This is a genomic window from Martinezella sp. CNPSo 3957, from assembly GCF_057784395.1.
The window spans coordinates 98,157-117,291 of sequence record NZ_JBXSOU010000003.1 but is presented as its reverse complement, the minus strand read 5'-3'; the positions used below and the strand labels follow the sequence as shown (position 1 = coordinate 117,291).

Annotated in this window: 15 protein-coding genes; 10 read left to right on the top strand and 5 right to left on the bottom strand. The window is 59.9% G+C overall.

Annotated elements, in window-relative coordinates; genetic code table 11:
* Positions 1-65 precede the first annotated feature (65 nt).
* From pstC to pstB, 3 genes are read left to right on the top strand one after another with little or no spacing between them, the layout of a single operon-like run.
* A complete protein-coding gene (gene pstC / locus AC13QE_RS08985; RefSeq protein WP_113229636.1) occupies positions 66-1,037 on the top strand; it encodes a phosphate ABC transporter permease subunit PstC in 972 nt (323 codons plus the stop codon).
* 11 nt (positions 1,038-1,048) lie between these two features.
* Complete coding sequence (gene pstA, locus AC13QE_RS08980) at positions 1,049-1,900, top strand: phosphate ABC transporter permease PstA (RefSeq protein WP_488483397.1); 852 nt, start codon at positions 1,049-1,051, stop codon at positions 1,898-1,900.
* 29 nt (positions 1,901-1,929) lie between these two features.
* Positions 1,930-2,763 (top strand): phosphate ABC transporter ATP-binding protein PstB, encoded by an 834-nt coding sequence (pstB, locus tag AC13QE_RS08975; protein WP_132716705.1) that lies wholly within the window; start codon positions 1,930-1,932, stop codon positions 2,761-2,763.
* Between the two features lie 141 nt (positions 2,764-2,904).
* Here pstB and AC13QE_RS08970 read toward each other — a convergent pair whose 3' ends face one another.
* On the bottom strand, positions 2,905-4,158 hold the full coding sequence (locus tag AC13QE_RS08970) for a GGDEF domain-containing protein (RefSeq protein ID WP_488483728.1): 1,254 nt from the start codon (positions 4,156-4,158) through the stop codon (positions 2,905-2,907).
* 403 nt (positions 4,159-4,561) lie between these two features.
* Here AC13QE_RS08970 and clpP point away from each other — a divergent pair, with 403 nt between their 5' ends.
* The 4 genes from clpP (at position 4,562) to hupB (ending at position 10,086) form a co-directional block, all read left to right on the top strand.
* Positions 4,562-5,194 (top strand): ATP-dependent Clp endopeptidase proteolytic subunit ClpP, encoded by a 633-nt coding sequence (clpP, locus tag AC13QE_RS08965; protein ID WP_015339477.1) that lies wholly within the window; start codon positions 4,562-4,564, stop codon positions 5,192-5,194.
* A 297-nt stretch (positions 5,195-5,491) separates the two neighbouring features.
* Positions 5,492-6,769, top strand: coding sequence for an ATP-dependent Clp protease ATP-binding subunit ClpX (gene clpX, locus AC13QE_RS08960; RefSeq protein ID WP_015339478.1), 1,278 nt, complete (start codon positions 5,492-5,494; stop codon positions 6,767-6,769).
* A gap of 419 nt (positions 6,770-7,188) precedes the next feature.
* Positions 7,189-9,609, top strand: a complete 2,421-nt coding sequence (gene lon / locus AC13QE_RS08955) for an endopeptidase La (RefSeq protein WP_488483396.1) — start codon at positions 7,189-7,191, stop codon at positions 9,607-9,609.
* A 201-nt stretch (positions 9,610-9,810) separates the two neighbouring features.
* The gene (gene hupB / locus AC13QE_RS08950; RefSeq protein ID WP_015339480.1) at positions 9,811-10,086 is read left to right on the top strand and encodes a DNA-binding protein HupB; all 276 of its coding nucleotides are present in this window, start codon (positions 9,811-9,813) and stop codon (positions 10,084-10,086) included.
* A gap of 157 nt (positions 10,087-10,243) precedes the next feature.
* Here hupB and AC13QE_RS08945 read toward each other — a convergent pair whose 3' ends face one another.
* Positions 10,244-10,987: an SDR family NAD(P)-dependent oxidoreductase gene (locus tag AC13QE_RS08945; RefSeq protein ID WP_488483395.1), complete on the bottom strand. Its 744-nt coding sequence runs from the start codon at positions 10,985-10,987 to the stop codon at positions 10,244-10,246.
* Positions 10,988-11,011: 24 nt separating this feature from the next.
* Positions 11,012-11,401 carry a DoxX family protein gene (locus AC13QE_RS08940; protein WP_488483394.1) on the bottom strand — a complete coding sequence of 130 codons (390 nt, stop codon included), beginning with the start codon at positions 11,399-11,401 and terminating at the stop codon, positions 11,012-11,014.
* Positions 11,402-11,553: 152 nt separating this feature from the next.
* Here AC13QE_RS08940 and AC13QE_RS08935 point away from each other — a divergent pair, with 152 nt between their 5' ends.
* Positions 11,554-11,934, top strand: a complete 381-nt coding sequence (locus AC13QE_RS08935) for a winged helix-turn-helix transcriptional regulator (protein WP_488483393.1) — start codon at positions 11,554-11,556, stop codon at positions 11,932-11,934.
* 105 nt (positions 11,935-12,039) lie between these two features.
* Here the strand turns inward: AC13QE_RS08935 and AC13QE_RS08930 are convergent, their stop codons facing one another.
* A complete protein-coding gene (locus tag AC13QE_RS08930) occupies positions 12,040-12,777 on the bottom strand; it encodes an SDR family oxidoreductase (protein ID WP_488483392.1) in 738 nt (245 codons plus the stop codon).
* A 77-nt stretch (positions 12,778-12,854) separates the two neighbouring features.
* The gene (locus tag AC13QE_RS08925; RefSeq protein WP_488483391.1) at positions 12,855-13,841 is read right to left on the bottom strand and encodes an aldo/keto reductase; all 987 of its coding nucleotides are present in this window, start codon (positions 13,839-13,841) and stop codon (positions 12,855-12,857) included.
* A gap of 223 nt (positions 13,842-14,064) precedes the next feature.
* Between AC13QE_RS08925 and AC13QE_RS08920 the strand changes: the two genes are divergently transcribed.
* Both AC13QE_RS08920 and AC13QE_RS08915 read left to right on the top strand, forming a co-directional pair.
* Positions 14,065-15,300 carry a metallophosphoesterase family protein gene (locus tag AC13QE_RS08920; protein WP_488483390.1) on the top strand — a complete coding sequence of 412 codons (1,236 nt, stop codon included), beginning with the start codon at positions 14,065-14,067 and terminating at the stop codon, positions 15,298-15,300.
* Positions 15,300-18,755 carry an ATP-binding protein gene (locus tag AC13QE_RS08915; protein WP_488483389.1) on the top strand — a complete coding sequence of 1,152 codons (3,456 nt, stop codon included), beginning with the start codon at positions 15,300-15,302 and terminating at the stop codon, positions 18,753-18,755. The genes AC13QE_RS08920 and AC13QE_RS08915 overlap by 1 nt, the downstream gene beginning before the upstream one ends.
* The last annotated feature ends 380 nt before the right edge of the window (positions 18,756-19,135 follow it).

Genomic DNA, 19,135 nt, shown 5'->3' with positions numbered 1-19,135 from the left:
CGAAAAAGTTGCGGCGGACAGGGTATTTCCCTGTCCGCCTTTCGTGACAGGACAAGGGGAAATCGATGGCTGACGCGACTCAGATGGCTGGCTTCCAGGCTGTGAATACCTCCGCCGCGACCAGAAAATTCCGGATACAGGATCGGATTTTCTATTTGATGACGCTTGGCTCGGCTATTCTTGTCGTGCTTCTGCTGCTGGCAATCCTTGTGGTTCTTGTCATCGATGCCTTACCCACATTTCAGACCTTTGGGTTGTCGTTCCTTTGGGGCACCAAGTGGAGCGCGCCGGCCGATATTTATGGCGCCGTCCCTGCCGTGGTCGGCACACTCGTAAGTTCGTTCATCGCCATGTTGATTGCCGTTCCCCTGGGCATCGGCATCGCCATCTTCCTCACGGAACTTTGCCCCGGCAGCCTGCGCCGTCCGATCAGCACGGCCATCGAGCTTTTGGCGGGCGTTCCCTCCATTATCTATGGCATCGTCGGCCTGTTCATTCTCGTGCCGCTGATGCAAAACAATATCCTGCCTTTCCTGATGGCGACTGTCGGCCAGGTGCCGGTGATCGGCCTGCTGTTCCAGCCGCCGGCGCCGGGCGTCGGCCTGCTGACGGCAAGCCTCGTGCTGGCCGTCATGATCCTGCCGTTCATCACCGCGATTTCCCGCGACGTGTTCAGCACTGTGCCGCCGATGCTGCGCGAATCCGCCTACGGCATGGGCATGACCACATGGGAAGTGGCTCGCCACATCCTGATTCCCTATACACGCCGCGGCCTCGTCGGCGGCATCATGCTCGGTCTCGGCCGCGCGCTCGGCGAAACCATGGCCGTCACCTTCGTTATCGGCTCGGTGAGCCGTCTGCAATCGTCGATCATCTCGCCGTCCACCACCATTTCCGCCCAGATCGCGAACAATTTCGGCGATGCCGACGGTCTGCAATTGTCGAGCCTGATTGCGCTCGGCCTGCTCCTGTTCGTCCTTTCCTTCTGCGTGCTTGCGCTGGCGAGATGGATGATCGGCCGCGGCGACTCGCACTGAGGAAAAAAGCCATGGACAATGCAATTCGTCAGAACCTCGTGTCGAGGCGTTATGGGAAGAACCGGGTGATGATGGTCTTGTGCCTCATCGCGGCGGTCCTCGGCATCTTCTTTCTCAGCGTGATCCTTGCGACCCTGCTTTATCGCGGCATATCGGCGCTCAGCCTCGACGTGTTCACCATGTCGATCCCGGCCCAGGGCTCGCGCGGCGGTCTGATCAACGCGATCTACGGCACCGTGCTGGTTACGGGTCTCGCGATCGTGATCGCTGCGCCGATCGGCATTCTTGCCGCCACCTATCTTGTGGAATATGCCAACGGCAGCAAACTTGCCGAGGCTGCCAAGTTCCTCAACGACATCCTGCTGTCCGCGCCTTCGATCATCATCGGCGTGTTCGTCTACGGCGCGGTGGTCGTGCCCATGCATGGCAACTCCGCTATCGCGGGCATCCTTGCGCTGGCGCTGATCGCGCTTCCGGTCGTCAATCGCACGACACAGGACATGCTGTTGCTGGTGCCAAACGCGCTTCGTGAGGCGACCGCGGCGCTCGGCGCGCCGCGCTGGAAATCCATGATGATGGTGGTTTACCGTTCCGCCTGGACCGGCATCCTCACCGGCATCCTGCTGGCCATCGCCCGCATCAGCGGCGAAACCGCGCCATTGCTCTTTACGGCCGGTTACAGCAAATTCATGAATACAGACCTGACCGGTCCGATCGCTACGTTGCCGGTTGCGATCAATACGCTCGCCGCCGATGCTGGCGAGGATCTCAAACAGCTGGCCTGGGCCGGCGCGTTGATCATCACCGTTGCCATCCTTGCGCTTAACATCCTTGCCCGTGTCTTGAGTGGGCGCCGCCAGTGACGCAGCCGCCGAACGATAGGAATGAGACCATGAACATGAGCGACAGCAATTTCCAGAGCGTCAACGCACAGCCGGGGAAGGATGCTGCTTCCCATTCGGATCTCGGCCTGGCGAAGCTTGAGGTGAAGAACCTCGATTTCACCTATCAGAACGGCCATCGCGTTCTGAAGAGCGTGAATATGAACATCCGCAAAAACGCGGTCACCGCCTTTATCGGCCCTTCAGGCTGCGGCAAGTCCACGTTGCTGCGCACCTTCAACCGCATGTATGACCTTTATCCGGGTCAGACGGTTGCGGGCGAGATTCTGCTGGATGGCCGCAATATCCTCACCAAGGACGTCGATCTGAACGATCTGCGCGCCAAGGTCGGCATGGTGTTCCAGAAGCCGACGCCGTTCCCGATGTCGATCTATGAGAACGTCGCTTTCGGCATCCGCCTCTATGAGAAGGTCTCCAAGTCGGAAATGGACGCCCGCGTCGAAGCGGCGCTGACGGAAACGGCGCTGTGGAGCGAAGTCAAGGACAAGCTGCACCAGAGCGGACTTGGCCTTTCCGGTGGGCAGCAGCAGCGCCTCTGCATCGCTCGCGCCATCGCCATTCGTCCCGAAGTCCTTCTGCTCGATGAACCAACCTCGGCTCTGGATCCGATCTCGACCGCCAAGGTCGAAGAACTTGTGTCGCAGCTGAAGGGCGACTTCACCATCGTTATCGTCACGCACAACATGCAGCAGGCGAGCCGTATCTCCGACAGCACTGCCTTCATGTATCTTGGTGAGTTGATCGAATACGGCCAGACCGAGCAGATCTTCCAGGCGCCGAAGGTCAAGCGCACGGAAGACTACATCACCGGTCGTTACGGCTGATACGGCTGGACATTGCTGCCAAATTTGCGAAAGCGCGCTATTCAGCCGCGCTTTTTGCGTTGGGGAATGGCCGTCGTGGTGGGCTGCTATGCGATTTGGTCAAACCAAAGCTGATAGAATGGGATGCGCCGAATAAGCCGGTCACATCCTCGCGAGTGTACCCATGCGCCGCAAGGCGTGGATCTGGTCGTCGAGGGTCGGCACAAGTTCGCCTTCGTCCGTTGCAAATGCGGCATCGGGCTCCCTGGCAGTCTCAGTTTCGTTGAAGAGGATGGTGCAGTTGCGGCCTGCGCGCTTGGCAGCGTAAAGCGCATGGTCTGCGAAAGAGACCAGCCGATCCCAGCTGACGGTGTCGCGCGGCATGATCGCGACGCCGATGCTGACGGTTGCCGGCACCAGCGTGCGGCCGGCAAGCAACGGCACGCGGCAGAAATCGGCGCGGATGGTTTCCGCCAGCGCTTCGGCCTCCGATTGCTCGTCTATCGGAACGAAGGCGACGAATTCCTCCCCGCCCATTCTGCCGAATGCGCCGGTGCGAGGCACGAATTGACGAGCGATGCGGGCAAATTCGACGAGCACCGCATCACCCGCCTGATGGCCATGGCGATCGTTGATCTTCTTGAAATGATCGAGATCGAACAGTAGGGCGGCAAGCTTTTGCTGTTGTTGCTGCCCTTTGCCAACGAGAATCTCGTAACTTTCCTGAAGCCCGCGCCGGTTCAGAACTCCCGTTAGAGTATCGGTGATGGATATCGCCCGCCAGCGGCGCTCGGCGCGTTCCATGAGAAGCTTGCCGTTGAGAACGATGGCGATGATGACGAGCAGCCCGTAGCCAAGCGCCATGTAGCCGCGATAGATCATGGCCTCTTCCAGTGAAGGGGCAGCAAGCACCATCCACAGAGCCGAACCGAAACAGAAGCAGGCGAGCGCCACGAAGACGATGCCGAGTTGCCCGCGCGCCGGCTCCCGTCGGCCGTCGCCTGGATGCACGGCAAAAGCTAGCAAGGTCGCGCCGACTGCGCCCGCGAGATCATAGACGATGACGCGATTGGCGAAATCGCCGGTGACCCAGGGAAGGCTGACGCCGACGAGCCAGATGGCCGGCGGCAGGAATGCCGACCATTCCAGCCTACGCTTGTCCAAGACGCGGAATCCGACGATCCAGGCGCTCTCGCCGAGCAGGGCCACGGCATTGCCGATCTGGATCGACCATATATCGGGGATGAGATCTCGAGCAGCCACCAACGCGAATCCCACGGCGCTGACGGTGAAGCCCAGTGCCCAGATCAAATAGGCTGGGGATTTGCGATCATGCCGCCAGGCGAGAAGGAGAACGGTCGCCAGCGTTATGGCTTCCGAGCACCAGATGGTCAGGCCTGTCGTCATATTCAGCACGATCGGACGTCTCCGCTGTTTTGGGGCCGTCGGCGCAAGCAGCACGACGATTTCCGCGATCGTTTCATCCTTGCCCAATAAGATGGCAAGTTCCTTAAGTGCCTTGGTAAATTTTGCCTGTGCTGAAGATATGCATCGGTGCGATCCGGGCCTTCATGCTTCCTTCACCTTGCGATCTGGAAATGTGGTGAGTAGCAGGTTGCGTGTCGCTGCAGCACCTTGGCATTCGAGGAGCCGCGGTTAGAAATGCTTTGTGAACGCTTCGCGGGTCATTAGAGCTTTTTGACGTTATGCTTTCGGGCGTCTTGAAGTGAAGGGCAGGGACACTCTATGTAGGAGTAAAGGATTTTTACTCCGATTCCCGGCGTTTCCGTCGCCGGGACAAGTTTGATAAAGGACGCACATGAGAAATCCAGTCGATACAGCTATGGCTCTGGTGCCGATGGTTGTCGAGCAGACCAACCGCGGGGAACGGTCTTATGACATTTATTCCCGCCTGCTGAAGGAACGCATCATTTTCCTGACCGGACCGGTCGAAGACCATATGGCGACGCTGGTGTGCGCACAGCTTCTCTTCCTTGAGGCCGAAAACCCGAAGAAAGAAATCGCCCTTTATATCAATTCGCCGGGCGGCGTCGTCACTGCCGGCATGGCAATCTACGATACGATGCAGTTCATCAAGCCGGCCGTTTCGACGCTCTGCATCGGCCAGGCTGCCTCGATGGGATCGCTGCTTCTGGCCGCCGGCGACAAGGACATGCGTTTCGCAACGCCGAATTCCCGGATCATGGTTCACCAGCCTTCGGGCGGTTTCCAGGGCCAGGCTTCGGACATCGAACGCCACGCACGCGACATCATCAAGATGAAGCGCCGTCTCAACGAGGTTTACGTCAAGCATTGCGGCCGGACCTACGAAGAGGTCGAGCAGACGCTCGATCGCGACCATTTCATGTCCTCCGACGAGGCCAAGGAATGGGGTCTGATCGACAAGGTGCTGACGTCGCGTACTGAAATAGAAGGTGAAACCGCCTCGTGATTATCCACTAGGCGGTGACTTCTACGCCACAGTTCTATCCCATTTGTGATCGAATAGGGGTTTAATGTGGAGCAGAACGCGGTAATAGTACGCATTAATGCTATGTAGCGTTTTTATGACATAGCATTCGGCATTCGAAGGGGGATCGTTGCCACGCAGTTCCGGTTTGGTTGCCTGGCCTGCGTTCAGTACCCTGAAGGGCGCCGCGATCTGCAAACGAGGGGCAGGTCCGGCGGGCGCATAGAGTGGACCGCGATTTCAAGCTGGAAATTTGCGGCGTGCTGGAAGGAAAGTGATATGAGCAAAGTCAGCGGCAGCAACGGCGGCGACTCAAAGAACACGCTTTATTGTTCGTTCTGCGGTAAGAGCCAGCATGAAGTCCGGAAGTTGATTGCCGGACCGACCGTATTCATCTGCGACGAGTGCGTCGAGCTATGCATGGACATCATCCGCGAGGAAAACAAATCCTCGATGGTGAAGTCTCGTGACGGTGTTCCGACCCCGCAGGACATCATCAAGGTTCTTGACGAATACGTCATCGGCCAGCGGCAGGCGAAGAAGATCCTCTCCGTAGCCGTTCACAACCATTACAAGCGGCTCGCTCACGCATCGAAGAACGGTGACGTCGAGCTGGCGAAGTCGAACATCATGCTCGTCGGCCCGACCGGCTGCGGCAAGACCTATCTTGCTCAGACGCTCGCCCGCATCATCGACGTTCCCTTCACCATGGCCGATGCGACGACGCTGACCGAAGCAGGCTATGTCGGCGAAGACGTCGAAAACATCATCCTGAAGCTGCTGCAGGCTGCCGACTACAACGTCGAGCGCGCACAGCGCGGTATCGTCTACATCGACGAAGTCGACAAGATTTCCCGCAAGTCGGACAATCCGTCGATCACGCGCGACGTCTCGGGCGAGGGCGTGCAGCAGGCGCTTCTCAAGATCATGGAAGGCACGGTGGCTTCGGTTCCCCCGCAAGGCGGCCGCAAGCATCCGCAGCAGGAATTCCTGCAGGTGGACACGACCAACATCCTCTTCATCTGCGGCGGTGCGTTTGCCGGCCTCGACAAGATCATCTCCGCCCGCGGCGAGAAGACCTCGATCGGCTTCGGCGCGACCGTCAAGGCACCAGATGACCGTCGCGTCGGCGAAGTGCTGCGCGAGCTGGAGCCGGAAGATCTGGTGAAGTTCGGTCTCATCCCGGAATTCATCGGTCGTCTGCCCGTTCTGGCGACGCTGGAAGATCTGGATGCGGATGCGCTGATCCAGATCCTGTCCGAGCCGAAGAACGCGCTGGTGAAGCAGTATCAGCGCCTGTTCGAGATGGAAGATGTCGAGCTGACCTTCCACGAGGACGCTCTGCGCGAAATCGCCCGCAGGGCGATCGTCCGCAAGACGGGTGCCCGTGGTCTGCGTTCCATCATGGAGAAGATCCTCCTCGATACCATGTTCGAGCTACCGGCGCTGGAAGGCGTGCGCGAAGTGGTCATTTCCGAGGAGGTGGTTCGCGGCTCGGCCCGCCCGCTCTACATCTATGCTGACCGGCAGGAGGAGAAGGCCAACGCAACGGCCTGATCCATCATCCGTGATCACGAATCGGGGGCTCGTCATCGACGGGCCCCTTTCTGTTTGAAAAATCGCACGGTTTGCTGATAAAGTCTTGGATAAGCTTAAGGGAATGCCGTCGGAACCGGTTGTGAAGAGCCCCTGCTGCAGCCATGATGGCATGATTCTGGAGCACGAGGCGGACAGGGCGTAGGCCCGGCGTTTTTCTTCGGATCTTAACGTCGCCGGCAGCGTTCGAGTTGTCGGGCTTTGGTGTTTTGTTGTTGCGTTCCTCCTTGCGGATATGCGGGATCGTTGCCTTCTGGCGGGCGTTTCCTGTGACTTGAAATAGGCAGTGTGAAGCTCCACTTGTTTACCAAGTGAGAGAGCCGGCTAACTCCCCCAAGCCGGCAGAGAGCCCGGGAACGGGACGACGGAAAGGAAATGACATGAGTAAGAAAACGTCTGCGGCACACGACAGCATTGCCTATCCGGTATTGCCGTTGCGCGACATCGTGGTCTTCCCCCACATGATCGTGCCTCTGTTCGTCGGACGGGAGAAATCCATTCGCGCGCTGGAAGAGGTCATGGGTTCGGACAAGCAGATCATGCTCGTCACCCAGATCAATGCCAGCGATGACGATCCCGCGCCGGACGCCATCCACAAGGTCGGTACCGTTGCAAATGTCCTGCAGCTGCTGAAACTGCCCGACGGCACCGTCAAGGTGCTGGTGGAAGGCCGTGCGCGCGCAGAAATCGACGAATATACCGGCCGTGAAGACTTCTACGAAGCCCTTGGCCATGTCCTGCTTGAGCCGGAAGAAGACCAGGTCGAGCTCGAAGCTTTGAGCCGCTCGGTCGTTTCCGAATTCGAGAGCTATGTGAAGCTCAACAAGAAGATTTCGCCGGAAGTGGTCGGTGCAGCCAGCCAGATCGATGATTATTCGAAGCTGGCGGACACCGTTGCATCGCATCTTTCGATCAAGATCACCGAAAAGCAGGAAATGCTGGAAACCACCAGCGTCAAGGCTCGCCTGGAAAAGGCGCTCGGCTTCATGGAAGGCGAGATTTCGGTTCTGCAGGTCGAGAAGCGCATCCGCTCGCGCGTCAAGCGCCAGATGGAGAAGACGCAGCGCGAATACTATCTGAACGAGCAGATGAAGGCGATCCAGAAGGAGCTCGGCGACGGCGAAGAAGGCCGTGACGAGATGGCCGAACTGGAAGAGCGCATCTCCAAGACCAAGCTGTCGAAGGAAGCCAAGGAAAAGGCCGATGCCGAGCTGAAGAAGCTCAGGCAGATGAGCCCGATGTCGGCTGAAGCGACTGTTGTGCGCAACTATCTCGACTGGCTGCTGGGCATCCCCTGGCACAAGAAGTCGAAGATCAAGACCGACCTGAACAATGCCGAGAAGATCCTCGAAGCGGATCATTTCGGCCTGGAAAAGGTCAAGGAACGCATCGTCGAATATCTGGCCGTCCAGGCTCGCGCGACGAAGATCAAAGGCCCGATCCTGTGCCTCGTCGGCCCTCCGGGCGTCGGCAAGACCTCGCTCGCCCAGTCGATCGCCAAGGCGACCGGCCGTGAGTATGTCCGCATGGCGCTTGGCGGCGTTCGCGACGAAGCCGAGATCCGCGGTCACCGCCGCACCTATATCGGCTCGATGCCCGGCAAGGTCATCCAGTCGATGAAGAAGGCGAAGAAGTCCAACCCGCTGTTCCTGCTCGACGAGATCGACAAGCTCGGCCAGGACTATCGCGGCGATCCGTCTTCGGCTCTGCTTGAAGTGCTGGATCCGGCGCAGAACTCGACCTTCATGGATCACTACCTGGAAGTCGAATATGACCTGTCGGATGTGATGTTCATCACGACGGCGAATACGCTGAATATCCCTGCGCCCTTGATGGACCGCATGGAAGTCATCCGTATCGCCGGCTATACCGAAGATGAAAAGCGCGAGATCGCCAAGCGGCACCTGCTGCCGAAGGCCATCAAGGAACATGCGTTGCAGCCGGAGGAATTCTCGGTCACCGACGGTGCCCTGATGGCGATTAGCCAGCAGTACACCCGCGAAGCCGGTGTTCGTAACTTCGAGCGCGAATTGATGAAGCTCGCCCGCAAGGCGGTCACCGAGATCATCAAGGGCAAGGTGAAGTCGGTTGCCGTTACGGCGGAGAATATTTCCGACTATCTCGGCGTGCCGCGCTTCCGCCATGGCGAAGCCGAGCGCGACGATCAGGTCGGTGTTGTCACCGGTCTTGCCTGGACTGAAGTCGGCGGCGAGCTGCTGACGATCGAAGGCGTGATGATGCCGGGCAAGGGCCGCATGACGGTCACCGGCAACCTGAAGGAAGTCATGAAGGAATCGATCTCGGCGGCGGCCTCCTACGTCCGCTCGCGCGCTGTCGATTTCGGCATCGAGCCGCCTCGCTTCGATAAGAGCGACATCCACGTGCACGTGCCGGAAGGTGCGACGCCGAAGGATGGTCCGTCGGCCGGTGTCGCCATGGCAACCGCAATCGTCTCGATCATGACCGGCATCCCGGTTTCCAAGGATGTTGCCATGACGGGTGAAATCACGCTGCGCGGCCGTGTGCTGCCGATCGGCGGCCTGAAGGAAAAGCTGCTCGCAGCACTGCGTGGCGGTATCAAGAAGGTGCTGATCCCGGAAGAAAACGCCAAGGATCTGGCGGAGATTCCGGACAACGTGAAGAACAGCATGGAAATCATCCCCGTGTCGCGCATGGGCGAGGTGATCAAGCACGCGCTTGTTCGCCGTCCTGAGCCGATCGAGTGGGATGGCACCGTGGAAACGCCTGTGATCGCAACGGTCGAAGGCGTCGACGATGTGGGTTCTACCATCGCTCATTGAGCCCCTTCGCCTCAATTCTGTCGAATTGACATAAATGGACGAAAAGACCGGCATTTTTGCCGGTCTTTTTTGTGAAAAGCGTATGCCAACGCTTGCTTTTCCTTGATTTGCAGGGCTTTTGGGGTTGCGGCGGGTAAGAGCATTCCTATTTGCACCCCGCTTACTGATAAGTCGTTTCATACCAGAGAAAGGGGTGGAAACATGAACAAGAATGAGCTCGTGTCCGCAGTGGCCGAGAAGGCCGGTATCACGAAGGCTGACGCTGCTTCCGCTGTCGACGCTGTTTTTGATACTGTCCAGGCCGAACTGAAGAAGGGCGGCGACATTCGCCTTGCTGGTTTCGGCAGCTTCACCGTTTCTCACCGTGCAGCCACCAAGGGCCGTAACCCGTCCACCGGCGCCGAGGTCGATATTCCTGCCCGTAACGTACCGAAGTTCACGCCCGGCAAGGGCCTGAAGGACTCGGTCAACAGCTAATTCGTTTCACCCGCTGCGAGGCTTTAGCCTTGCGGGGTGGACAAGATTGGGGCCCGCAAAAGCGGGCCCTTTTTTATGGGTAGTTTCCGATCCGCAATCGCCATCCCGCATCGGGCCGGATGAACACCGATGTGTTCATGCGGTGCTCCAACGGGAGCTATCGGGCGCTGTCGATGATCTGGCCACCATCGGGCGTCAGACTTGAGCCCGTGATGAATCTCGAATCGCTGCTGGCAAGGAAAAGGACGACGGGTGCGACATCGTCTTCGGGTGAGCCGAAGCGGCCAAGGGCATTCGTTGGTGGAGGAGTGTCGGGTCCTGCGCCCCAAGTGTCGGCTACGGGCAGGAGGTTATTGACGGTGATATTGTCCGGACCCCATTCGCGGGCAGCGGACCTCGTGAGAGCGCGTACGGCCTCCTTGGCGAGGTTGTATGGCCCGTAAGGGGACATGCCGAGAATGCCTGCCAGAGACGCAAAGTTGATCACACGGCCTTCTCCGCTGGCTTTCAGGTATGGATAGCAGGCCTGCATGGTTCGCAGATATGCAATCGGGCCCATATCGAAGTTGCGTTGCAATTGTTCTACGGAGAGATCGAGGATCGAGGAGTGAACGACCGTCGGGTCGAATGCGACATTCACCAGAATATCGACCCCTCCGAATGTCCGCACCACCTTTGCCACTGCCTCGGCGATCTGCTCGCCGTAACTGAGGTCACAGACCACGCCGAGCGCGGTTCCTCCCTTGGATTGGATGTGAGCGACGACCGCATTCACGTTGGCTGGGGTGAGCGACAATACCGCGACCTTCGCGCCTTCCGCCGCAAAGAGTTCCGCCGTGGCACGTCCGATGCCCCTGCCGGCACCGGCGACGATAGCCACTTTTCCAGTTAGCTTTCCCATTCGATTTCCTTTCGGTTTGAGCAATCAGAGCGCCTGCGCAAGGGCGTATGGCGAGGGAGTTTCGCGTCCCGCGTTCTGCGTGGCGAAGGAGGCCGCGAGCAATGCCAATCCCACTGCAGGCGGCAGAGCGCCTGAGGGTTTTCGGACGCCTATGTGGGCAAGTCCGGAAAGCAGGAGGTGAAACAACATGCCCGCATAGGCCAGATCGCTGACGGCAACGTTGAACCGCGAAACGACAGCGGCGATGGCAGCGAGCTTCACGAAAGTCAGAAGGTGGACGAGATAGCCGGGGTAGCCGTACCCGAGGATCGTTTGCCGTACCCACTCGGTTTTGACGACGTAGGTCACGGCAGAGGCCAGATACAGCAGGACAAGCAGGGCTGTCGCGGCCCAGTAAACATGGAATTCAGACATGGGATATCCGTTGCCGCCGGATGGCTCCGGCAGCTTGTTCCGTTCAAGATTTTCGATGTCCGGAATAGTGATCCGCCATTTCTCCGGTATGCGGATTGAAAATGTGGTATTAAATGAATCTATACAAGTAGGATGAATTTGGCGTAGTAAGTATGGAAAACCAGACTAATGAGCCAGGCATCAATATGCATGAGGAGATGCGCCGCGCATTCGCGCTGCTCTCGGGGAAATGGAAGCTGGAAATCATGTGGCTTCTCAACCACCGGATCTATCGATTTAACGAGCTGCGTAAGGCGATTCCGGGCATCACCCAGCACATGCTGACCGCGCAATTGCGGGAGCTGGAGGCGGATGGCCTTGTCTCGCGCACAGTCTTCGCCGAAGTTCCGCCTCGCGTAGAGTATGAGATCACTGCGAAGGCAAGCGGGCTTGGACCGACCATGGAAGCCTTGATGGCATGGTGGAACGAGTATGGGGAAAGCATACCCGAGAGAACGACAACTCGCGGCCGAAAACAGACCACGAGAAAATAGATGCCTGCTCCAAACCGCGGAGCCGGCGTCGGATGACTGCTTGAGGTGCGAGGCAGCGCCACGACCACAGCTTCGGCTGATGAGCTTTGCTACCGAAGTGCAGAGTCAGAGCAGCGTCCGGCCGCCATTGAGCGCGAGTTTCTGGCCGGTGATGAAATCTGCCTTGCTCGAGGCGAGGAAGACGACGGCATCGGCGATATTTTCCGGCCTGCCGAAATGGGCAAGGGGCGTCTGTGCGAGATAGCCGTCCTTTGCCTGCTGCGAGGCATCGGCATGACGCTCGACCGGTATCCAGCCAGGCGCGATGAGATTGACGGTAATGCCTTCTGGCGCGAGCTCTCTCGCCCAAGAGCGCGTCATCGAGAGCATAGCGCCCTTGGCAGCGGCATAATTGCCGAAATTCGGATTGCCGAGCTCAGCGACTTCGGAGCCGATATTGATAACGCGGCCGGATTTGCGCGCCCGCCAATCGGGGAGCACGGCTTGGAGCAGCTCCAGAGGTGCCTTGACGAAGAACTCGAGCTGATCGAGATAGGTCCGCCAGGATTGCTCCATGAGCGGCATTTCCGGCTGAGGGCCGGTCGCGTTGTTGACGATGAGATCGACCGGTCCGATCGATGCCCTGATTTTTTCCAGACCGTCCACAAGCTGGTCCTTGTCGATCACGCTGAATTTTGCGGCATAAGCCTGCCCACCATGCTGCCGAATGGTATCGACGATCTTCTCGGCCCCCTGAGTGTCGCTCGCATAATTGACGGCGACGGCCCAGCCAGCCTCGGCGAGCTGCAAGGCGATTACGGCGCCAAGGCCGCGCGATGCCCCCGTTACTAGCGCTACCTTCATTCTCTTCCTCCTCCTCGGTTTCGAACTGATCTTCGAATAGCCGGAACGGGGTCCCGGCTATTCATGCCAAAATGGCCTTACCAGCGATGATGAACGTGCGGTGCAATCAGTCGCTCGTAGATTTCGCGCGTTGCCGCCATGACATCGGCCGAAAGCGGAGCGAGGTCGGCCGCGGCGGCATTGGCCTTGGCCTGCTCGGCATTGCGCGCACCCGGAATGACGACGGTGACGGCGTCATTCATCAGGATCCAGCGGAGTGCAAAGGCAGCCATGCTGACGCCGGCCGGAACCAGCTTGCGCACTTCTTCCACGGCCTGCAGACCAACTTCGAACGGCACGCCCGCAAAGGTTTCGCCGACATCGAAGGCCTCGCCATGACGGTTGAAATTACGATGGTCGTCGCTGGCAAATTGCGTGTCGCGGGTGATCTTGCCGGAGAGCAGGCCGGAGGCGAGGGGAACGCGGGCGATGACGGCGACGTTCTTGCGCTTAGCTTCCTTGAAGAACAGATGGTCTGGCCGCTGGCGGAAGATGTTGTAGATGATCTGGATGCTGACGACATCAGGAAATTCGATCGCTTTCAGCGCCTCTTCGACCTTCTCGACGCTGACGCCGTATCCCTTGATCTTGCCGGCCTTCTGCAATTCGTCGAGCCCGGCAAAAACTTCCGGTCGATAGAGAACTTCGGTCGGCGGGCAGTGAAGTTGCACGAGATCAAGGCTTTCGACACCGAGGTTCTTCAGGCTGCGATCGATGAAGCCCTCCAGATTGGCCTTGGTATAGCCGTCGGCAACATGCGGGTTCAGCCGGCGGCCGGCCTTGGTCGCCACCATCGGGCGCTCACCGCCACGCGCCTTCAGCACATCGGCGATGATCTTTTCCGAGCGGCCATCGCCATAGACGTCGGCGGTGTCGATGAAGGTCATGCCGGCATCGAGAGCCGCATTCAGCGCCGCGCGACCGTCGGCCTCGCTGACATCGCCCCATGCGCCGCCGATTTGCCAGGCTCCGAAGCCGACATCGGTCACGATAAAGGGCGTCCGTCCAAAGGCATGATGTCTCATGAAAAGTCTCCTCTCTTTTATTCGTAAGATGATAGCGCAGTAGCAGCCGTCCGACAGGGCCACAAGCGCACATTGGCGATCGAGGATCGCAATCGCGTGACTTAGAAACATGGTGGGCGCTGGCCGGCTTACGAAACCGTTGGATGAAGCCGCCGGCACGGTATTCACAGCGCCTTCGCTTCCTTAAAAGGGGAGATCGGATTTCTGACCGCTATCGGAGCCCATGCCCTCTTTCAGCTTCATTCACGCCGCCGATCTGCATCTTGGCAGTCCGTTTCAGGGGCTGGCCTTGAAGGATGCCGCCGTCGCGGCGATCTTCGTCGAAGCGAGCCGTAAGGCGTTCTCGATGTTGGTGAGCTTGGCGATCGAAAAGCGCGTCGATTTCTTCGTCATTGCCGGCGACGTCTACGATGGTGACTGGAAGGACAACAAGATTGGCCTGTTCTTCAATCGCGAAATGGCGCGGCTGGAGCGGGCGGGTATCCCGGTCTATTTGCTGCGCGGCAATCACGATGCGGCAAGCGTCATCACCAAGACCATTACTCTGCCATCAAACGTCCATGAGTTCCCGATCGGCAAGCCGGGCAGTGTCAGGCTGGAGGCGCTGAAGGTGGCGCTGCACGGTCAGGGCTTTGCCGAACGCTCTGCCAATGACAATCTGGCGATCACCTATCCGGCACGCGTCTCCGGTTGGTTCAACATCGGCATTCTGCATACCTCGCTGACCGGCCGCGAGCCGCATGCGCCCTATGCGCCGTGTTCCGTCGATGATCTGCGTTCGCGCGGCTATGACTACTGGGCGCTCGGCCATGTGCACGACTTTGAAGTGGTGGCGCAAGACCCGCTCGTCATCTTTCCGGGCAATCTGCAGGGCCGCAACATCCGCGAGCGCGGCGCCAAGGGCGCGGTGCTGGTGACAGTCGAAGACGGGCGGATCGATCATGAGCGTCTGATCGTCGATGAGGCGCGCTTTGCGCAAGTCGATATCGTCGTTGAACCGGAGGACGATCAGGCGGCGATCCTGCGCCATGTGGAGCAGGCGGTGCAGCCGATTGCCGATGAGATGGCGGGTCGCATGACCGCGCTACGCGTCCGGCTTTCCGGCGTAACGCCGCTGCAGGGTGCGATCGCTGCCAACCGCCAGCAATGGCGCGACGAGGTGGAAGCCGCCTGTCATCGCGTGCATGAGGATATCTGGCTGGAAAAGCTGGAACTGCGGCTTGAGCCGCCGCCGGAAAGATCGGTGGAGGCGGACGGTGCGCTCGATCTGCGCCAGCTTTTGGCAGACCATGCTGGCGATGCCGATATTGTGGCGGAAGCAAGCCGCCTGATCGACGAGATTGCCGTGCGCCTGCCGGGCGGCCTCGGCGCGACGGAACAGCCGCTGGATGACAGCATGGATGCCCTCATCGAAGAGGCGCGGCAATTGCTGCTGGCGCGCGGGCAGGGGGCTGCCTGATGCGCTTCACCCGGCTCAATATCCTCCGTTACGGCGCGTTGACCGACCGCGTCATTGATTTTCGGCCCAATGCACGGCTGCATGTAATCTACGGTCCGAACGAGGCGGGTAAATCCTCGGCTTTAAGCGCGATTTCAGATCTTCTCTTCGGTTTCCCGGCCGCTGCCGAGCAAAGCTTCCTGCATGAGCCGAATACTCTGCGGATCGGCGCCGATCTCAGCGCGCGCGATGGCGCACGCTTAAGTTTTCGCCGCCGTCGTGGCCGCAAGGGAACGCTCCTCGCGCCCGATGACAAGGAGACGGCGCTGGCCGACGATGCGCTTGTGCCCTTCCTCGGCAATCTGAGCCGTGATGTCTTCGAGCGCGCCTTCGGCCTCGATTCACACCGGCTGCGGCAGGGTGCGACTGCCATGCTGCGCAGCGGCGGCGAGATCGGCAGCCTGCTGTTTTCTGCAGCTTCCGGGCTTACCGGTCTGTCGCGCCTGCGCCAGTCGCTGGAAGCGGAGGCCGACGGCATCTATGCAGCCCGACGTTCGAAGGACCGCGGCTTCTACCAGGCTCTCGATCGCTATGAGGAGGCCCGCAAGGCTGAGCGGGACAACGAGCTGAAATCCGGCGACTGGAAGAAGCTTCTCGCCGAGGCGTCCGAATTGGAAGCAGAGCTGGAGCGCCTGCAGGCGGAGCGCCGCGGCACGCGCGAGGCGCTGGATCGGCTGAAGCGGCTGAAGACCCTGCAGCCGTTGCTTGCCGAGATCGGTGCGGAAACCCTTGCACTCGACGGTCTTTCCGATCTCGCTGCCATACCGAACGGTTTCGCCGACCGGCTTGAACAGAAGCTGCGCGAGAAACAGGCGAGCGAAGAGGAACTGCGCCGTGCTCAACAAGCCGTTGTGCGTGCCGAGGAAGACCTCGCGCGTGTTCACGTCGATGAAGCGCTGCTCCAGATGTCGGGCGATATCACCCAGCTCTTTGCAGATACCGGCAACTACCGTGCTCAACGGCAGGACCTGCCGCGCGTCGATCAGGAACTTGCCGGTTACGACACGACGCTATCCCAGCTTGCGCGCCGTCTCGGTCTTGCCGAGGCCGAACTGGAGCGGCAGCAGCCGAGTGACGTCGACCGCGCGCGCCTGTCCGAATTGGTGGACGAAGGCCGGCAGCTCGCGCGGCAGCTGCAGTCGCTTGCCGAGCAGGCTGACAGCGAGCGCAGGCAGCTTACCACTCTGGAGAGGGACAGCCTTAACGGACGACTGATCGATCCGAGACCTTATATTGACCAGCTTGAGGCTTTGGGCAGCGATCTCTCCGCCTTGGCTCGCCTTGATGGGCTGGAAACCCAGATACACCGCATCGAGGCCGATCTTCACGAGGCGGCCGGACGGCTGCAGCCACCGGTCAGTGACATCGATGTATTGTTTTCTGTGCCGCTTCCGGAAGCGACGGAGATTACGGGACATCGCGATGCGATCGACGCCGCTCGATCGAAGGTGCGCGATGCCACCAGCAAGCTGCAGACTTATGATGAGCAACTGGCGGAAATAGCACGAATCCTCGCGGATGCCGAGCGCACCGGGCCGGTTGTTACGCGCGAACAGATCGTCGCCGCGCGCGCGAGCCGCGATGCGCAATGGTCCTCCATCCAGGAAAAATGGAAGGGCGGTGCGGCCCCGGAAGAGAAGATTCTTGCGGAACTGACTGTCAGCGTGGCCGAGGCCGATCGTCTGGCCGATGCCGCGCTGAGCGATGCGGATCGTGTCGCGCGCCACGCCGACTATCGTTTGCGGCAGGTGCGTCTGCTGCGGGAGCGGGAGGAGGCTTCCGGTCGGCTGAAGAGCTGCGAGAAATCGCTGAAGGATGCACAGGCAGCCTTCGCAGCCCTTTTTGAGCCTTGCGGCGTCGATGCCCTCGATCCATCGACGATGCTGGAATGGCGCCGCGGAGTGGAGCTGCTGCGACGCGAACGCAAGGCTTTGCGGGATTTAGTCGATCAACGGGATGAGAATGCACTGGCGGAAGGGCGCGTCTTGCCTGCCCTGCAGGATATCGTCGAGGCGACCGGCTACAAGAGCGGCCGCCTTCCGCCGGCCGCGATTGCGGAAGGCTTGCGCAAGCATCTGCGCCTTCTTTCGGAGCGCTGGAGCGAAAGCCGTACGCGGGAAGGCGAGATCGGGGCCGCGCGTGACCGGCTGGCTCGCTTCGACGATCAGCAGCAGTTCTTGGAACGTCAGCAGGTCGCCTGGCGCGCCGCCTTCGCCAAGGCCGTCGAACTGCTCCGGCTGCCGTCCGACACGACCTTGGAGATGGCGAATGTTGCCCTGAAAGCATGGCAGGAACTGCCCGATGTCCTGGCGGAGCGGGAGAACCGTCTACGCCGGGTTAGCGGTATGCGCCGCGATATGGCCGATTTCGAGCGGCGGCTGGCGACGCTTGCCGCCAACAGCGGCTATGAGCTGGACCATCTGCCGCCGGATGCCGCTGCCGAGGCGCTGCATACCCGTGTCAACGCCATGCGCGGAGAGCTGAAAAAGCGCGACGGCCTCGAAGAGGAGCGGCAGCGCTGGCAGGCCATGGTAACACGCCAGGAGGCAGTGCTCGGCGCCGTTGCCGTCGAACTCGACCAGCTAACCGCGGATCTTCGCGGTGTCGACGATCTGCCTGCACTGCTCTTACGGCTGCGCGAACGTGCGCGTCTCGCCGCACGGCTTGCCGAAAGCCGCGATCGATTCCGCCAGCAGGCTGACGGCAAGGCCGAAGACGAGCTTCGCGCCGAGCTTGCCGGTTTTGAGCGGGTTGCAGCCGATCTTGAAATTGAGCGGTTGACCGAGGAAGATCAGCGGCAGTTTGCCATGCATGGCGAGCTTTCGGCCCGGCTGGCTGAGAACCGCCGCCAACGACAGGCCCTGGAAACCGGCGTCAGCGCAGAATACGCAGTTTTTGAGAGGCTTGCGGCTGAGCAGGAGGCAAAGGACCTTGCTCGGCAATGGGTTGTCCTCAAGATCGCAGCGCGAATGCTGGCCGGCTCGATGGAAGCCTATCGCGAAAAGCAGGCCGATCCCGTCATCAGGCGGGCGGGCGAGTTGTTCTCGCAGCTGACTGGCGGTCGTTTCTCCCGTCTTGTCGAAGCGCATGATGAAAGCGACACGCTACAATTGCTGGCCGAGCGTGCGGCAGGCGAGCGTGTACCGCTTGACGGCTTGAGCGAGGGAACTGGCGATCAGCTTTATCTTGCGCTGCGGCTGGCATTCCTCGAAGATTATTCCGCCCGCAACGAGCCTGCGCCGCTAATCGTCGACGATATTTTCCAGACGTTCGACGACGAGCGCGTCAGCGCCGGTCTACAGGTGCTGGCTGCTACGGCCGATCGTTTCCAGACGATCCTGTTTACCCATGAGAAGAGCGTAGTCGAGCTCGCTAAGAGCGAGATCGGTCGGGGTCTCGATCTGATCCAGCTTTGACGAGGAGCGGTCCCGGATCGGGCTATAGCTGTTCCAGCAAAAGTGCGAAGCGATTTTAAGTCCGGAACTGCGTAAAAACAAGAAGATAGAGCGTTTTCGCGATTCGAAGAAAAGCGGAAATGCTCTAAGACATCGACAGGATATGCAGGCGCGTAGGCACCACGATCTTGGGGTCTGATTTATCGTGGCTATAGGCGGGGTTAAGCGCGCGATCGATGAAGCCCTGTGTCGCGTGCAGCCGGCGCAGGTTCATGACGAGGCCGGTGATTAATAGAATCGGAACGACAGGGGGTCTACCTAGCCTATCAGCATCCATCGTATTCGTTGATCGATGCCGACATCTGTATGATTGTGACGGATCGTGCCTTGTCGGTAACGGA

What these genes read in the sequence shown, in the direction of transcription:
- AC13QE_RS08945 (WP_488483395.1), bottom strand. Translation starts at nt 10,987, where the DNA reads ATGGGAAAGCTAACTGGAAAAGTGGCTATCGTCGCCGGTGCCGGCAGG.
- hupB (WP_015339480.1), top strand. Translation starts at nt 9,811, where the DNA reads ATGAACAAGAATGAGCTCGTGTCCGCAGTGGCCGAGAAGGCCGGTATC.
- AC13QE_RS08915 (WP_488483389.1), top strand. Translation starts at nt 15,300, where the DNA reads ATGCGCTTCACCCGGCTCAATATCCTCCGTTACGGCGCGTTGACCGAC.
- pstA (WP_488483397.1), top strand. Translation starts at nt 1,049, where the DNA reads ATGGACAATGCAATTCGTCAGAACCTCGTGTCGAGGCGTTATGGGAAG.
- clpX (WP_015339478.1), top strand. Translation starts at nt 5,492, where the DNA reads ATGAGCAAAGTCAGCGGCAGCAACGGCGGCGACTCAAAGAACACGCTT.
- AC13QE_RS08920 (WP_488483390.1), top strand. Translation starts at nt 14,065, where the DNA reads ATGCCCTCTTTCAGCTTCATTCACGCCGCCGATCTGCATCTTGGCAGT.
- pstC (WP_113229636.1), top strand. Translation starts at nt 66, where the DNA reads ATGGCTGACGCGACTCAGATGGCTGGCTTCCAGGCTGTGAATACCTCC.
- AC13QE_RS08925 (WP_488483391.1), bottom strand. Translation starts at nt 13,841, where the DNA reads ATGAGACATCATGCCTTTGGACGGACGCCCTTTATCGTGACCGATGTC.
- pstB (WP_132716705.1), top strand. Translation starts at nt 1,930, where the DNA reads ATGAACATGAGCGACAGCAATTTCCAGAGCGTCAACGCACAGCCGGGG.
- lon (WP_488483396.1), top strand. Translation starts at nt 7,189, where the DNA reads ATGAGTAAGAAAACGTCTGCGGCACACGACAGCATTGCCTATCCGGTA.
- AC13QE_RS08940 (WP_488483394.1), bottom strand. Translation starts at nt 11,401, where the DNA reads ATGTCTGAATTCCATGTTTACTGGGCCGCGACAGCCCTGCTTGTCCTG.
- AC13QE_RS08930 (WP_488483392.1), bottom strand. Translation starts at nt 12,777, where the DNA reads ATGAAGGTAGCGCTAGTAACGGGGGCATCGCGCGGCCTTGGCGCCGTA.
- clpP (WP_015339477.1), top strand. Translation starts at nt 4,562, where the DNA reads ATGAGAAATCCAGTCGATACAGCTATGGCTCTGGTGCCGATGGTTGTC.
- AC13QE_RS08935 (WP_488483393.1), top strand. Translation starts at nt 11,554, where the DNA reads ATGGAAAACCAGACTAATGAGCCAGGCATCAATATGCATGAGGAGATG.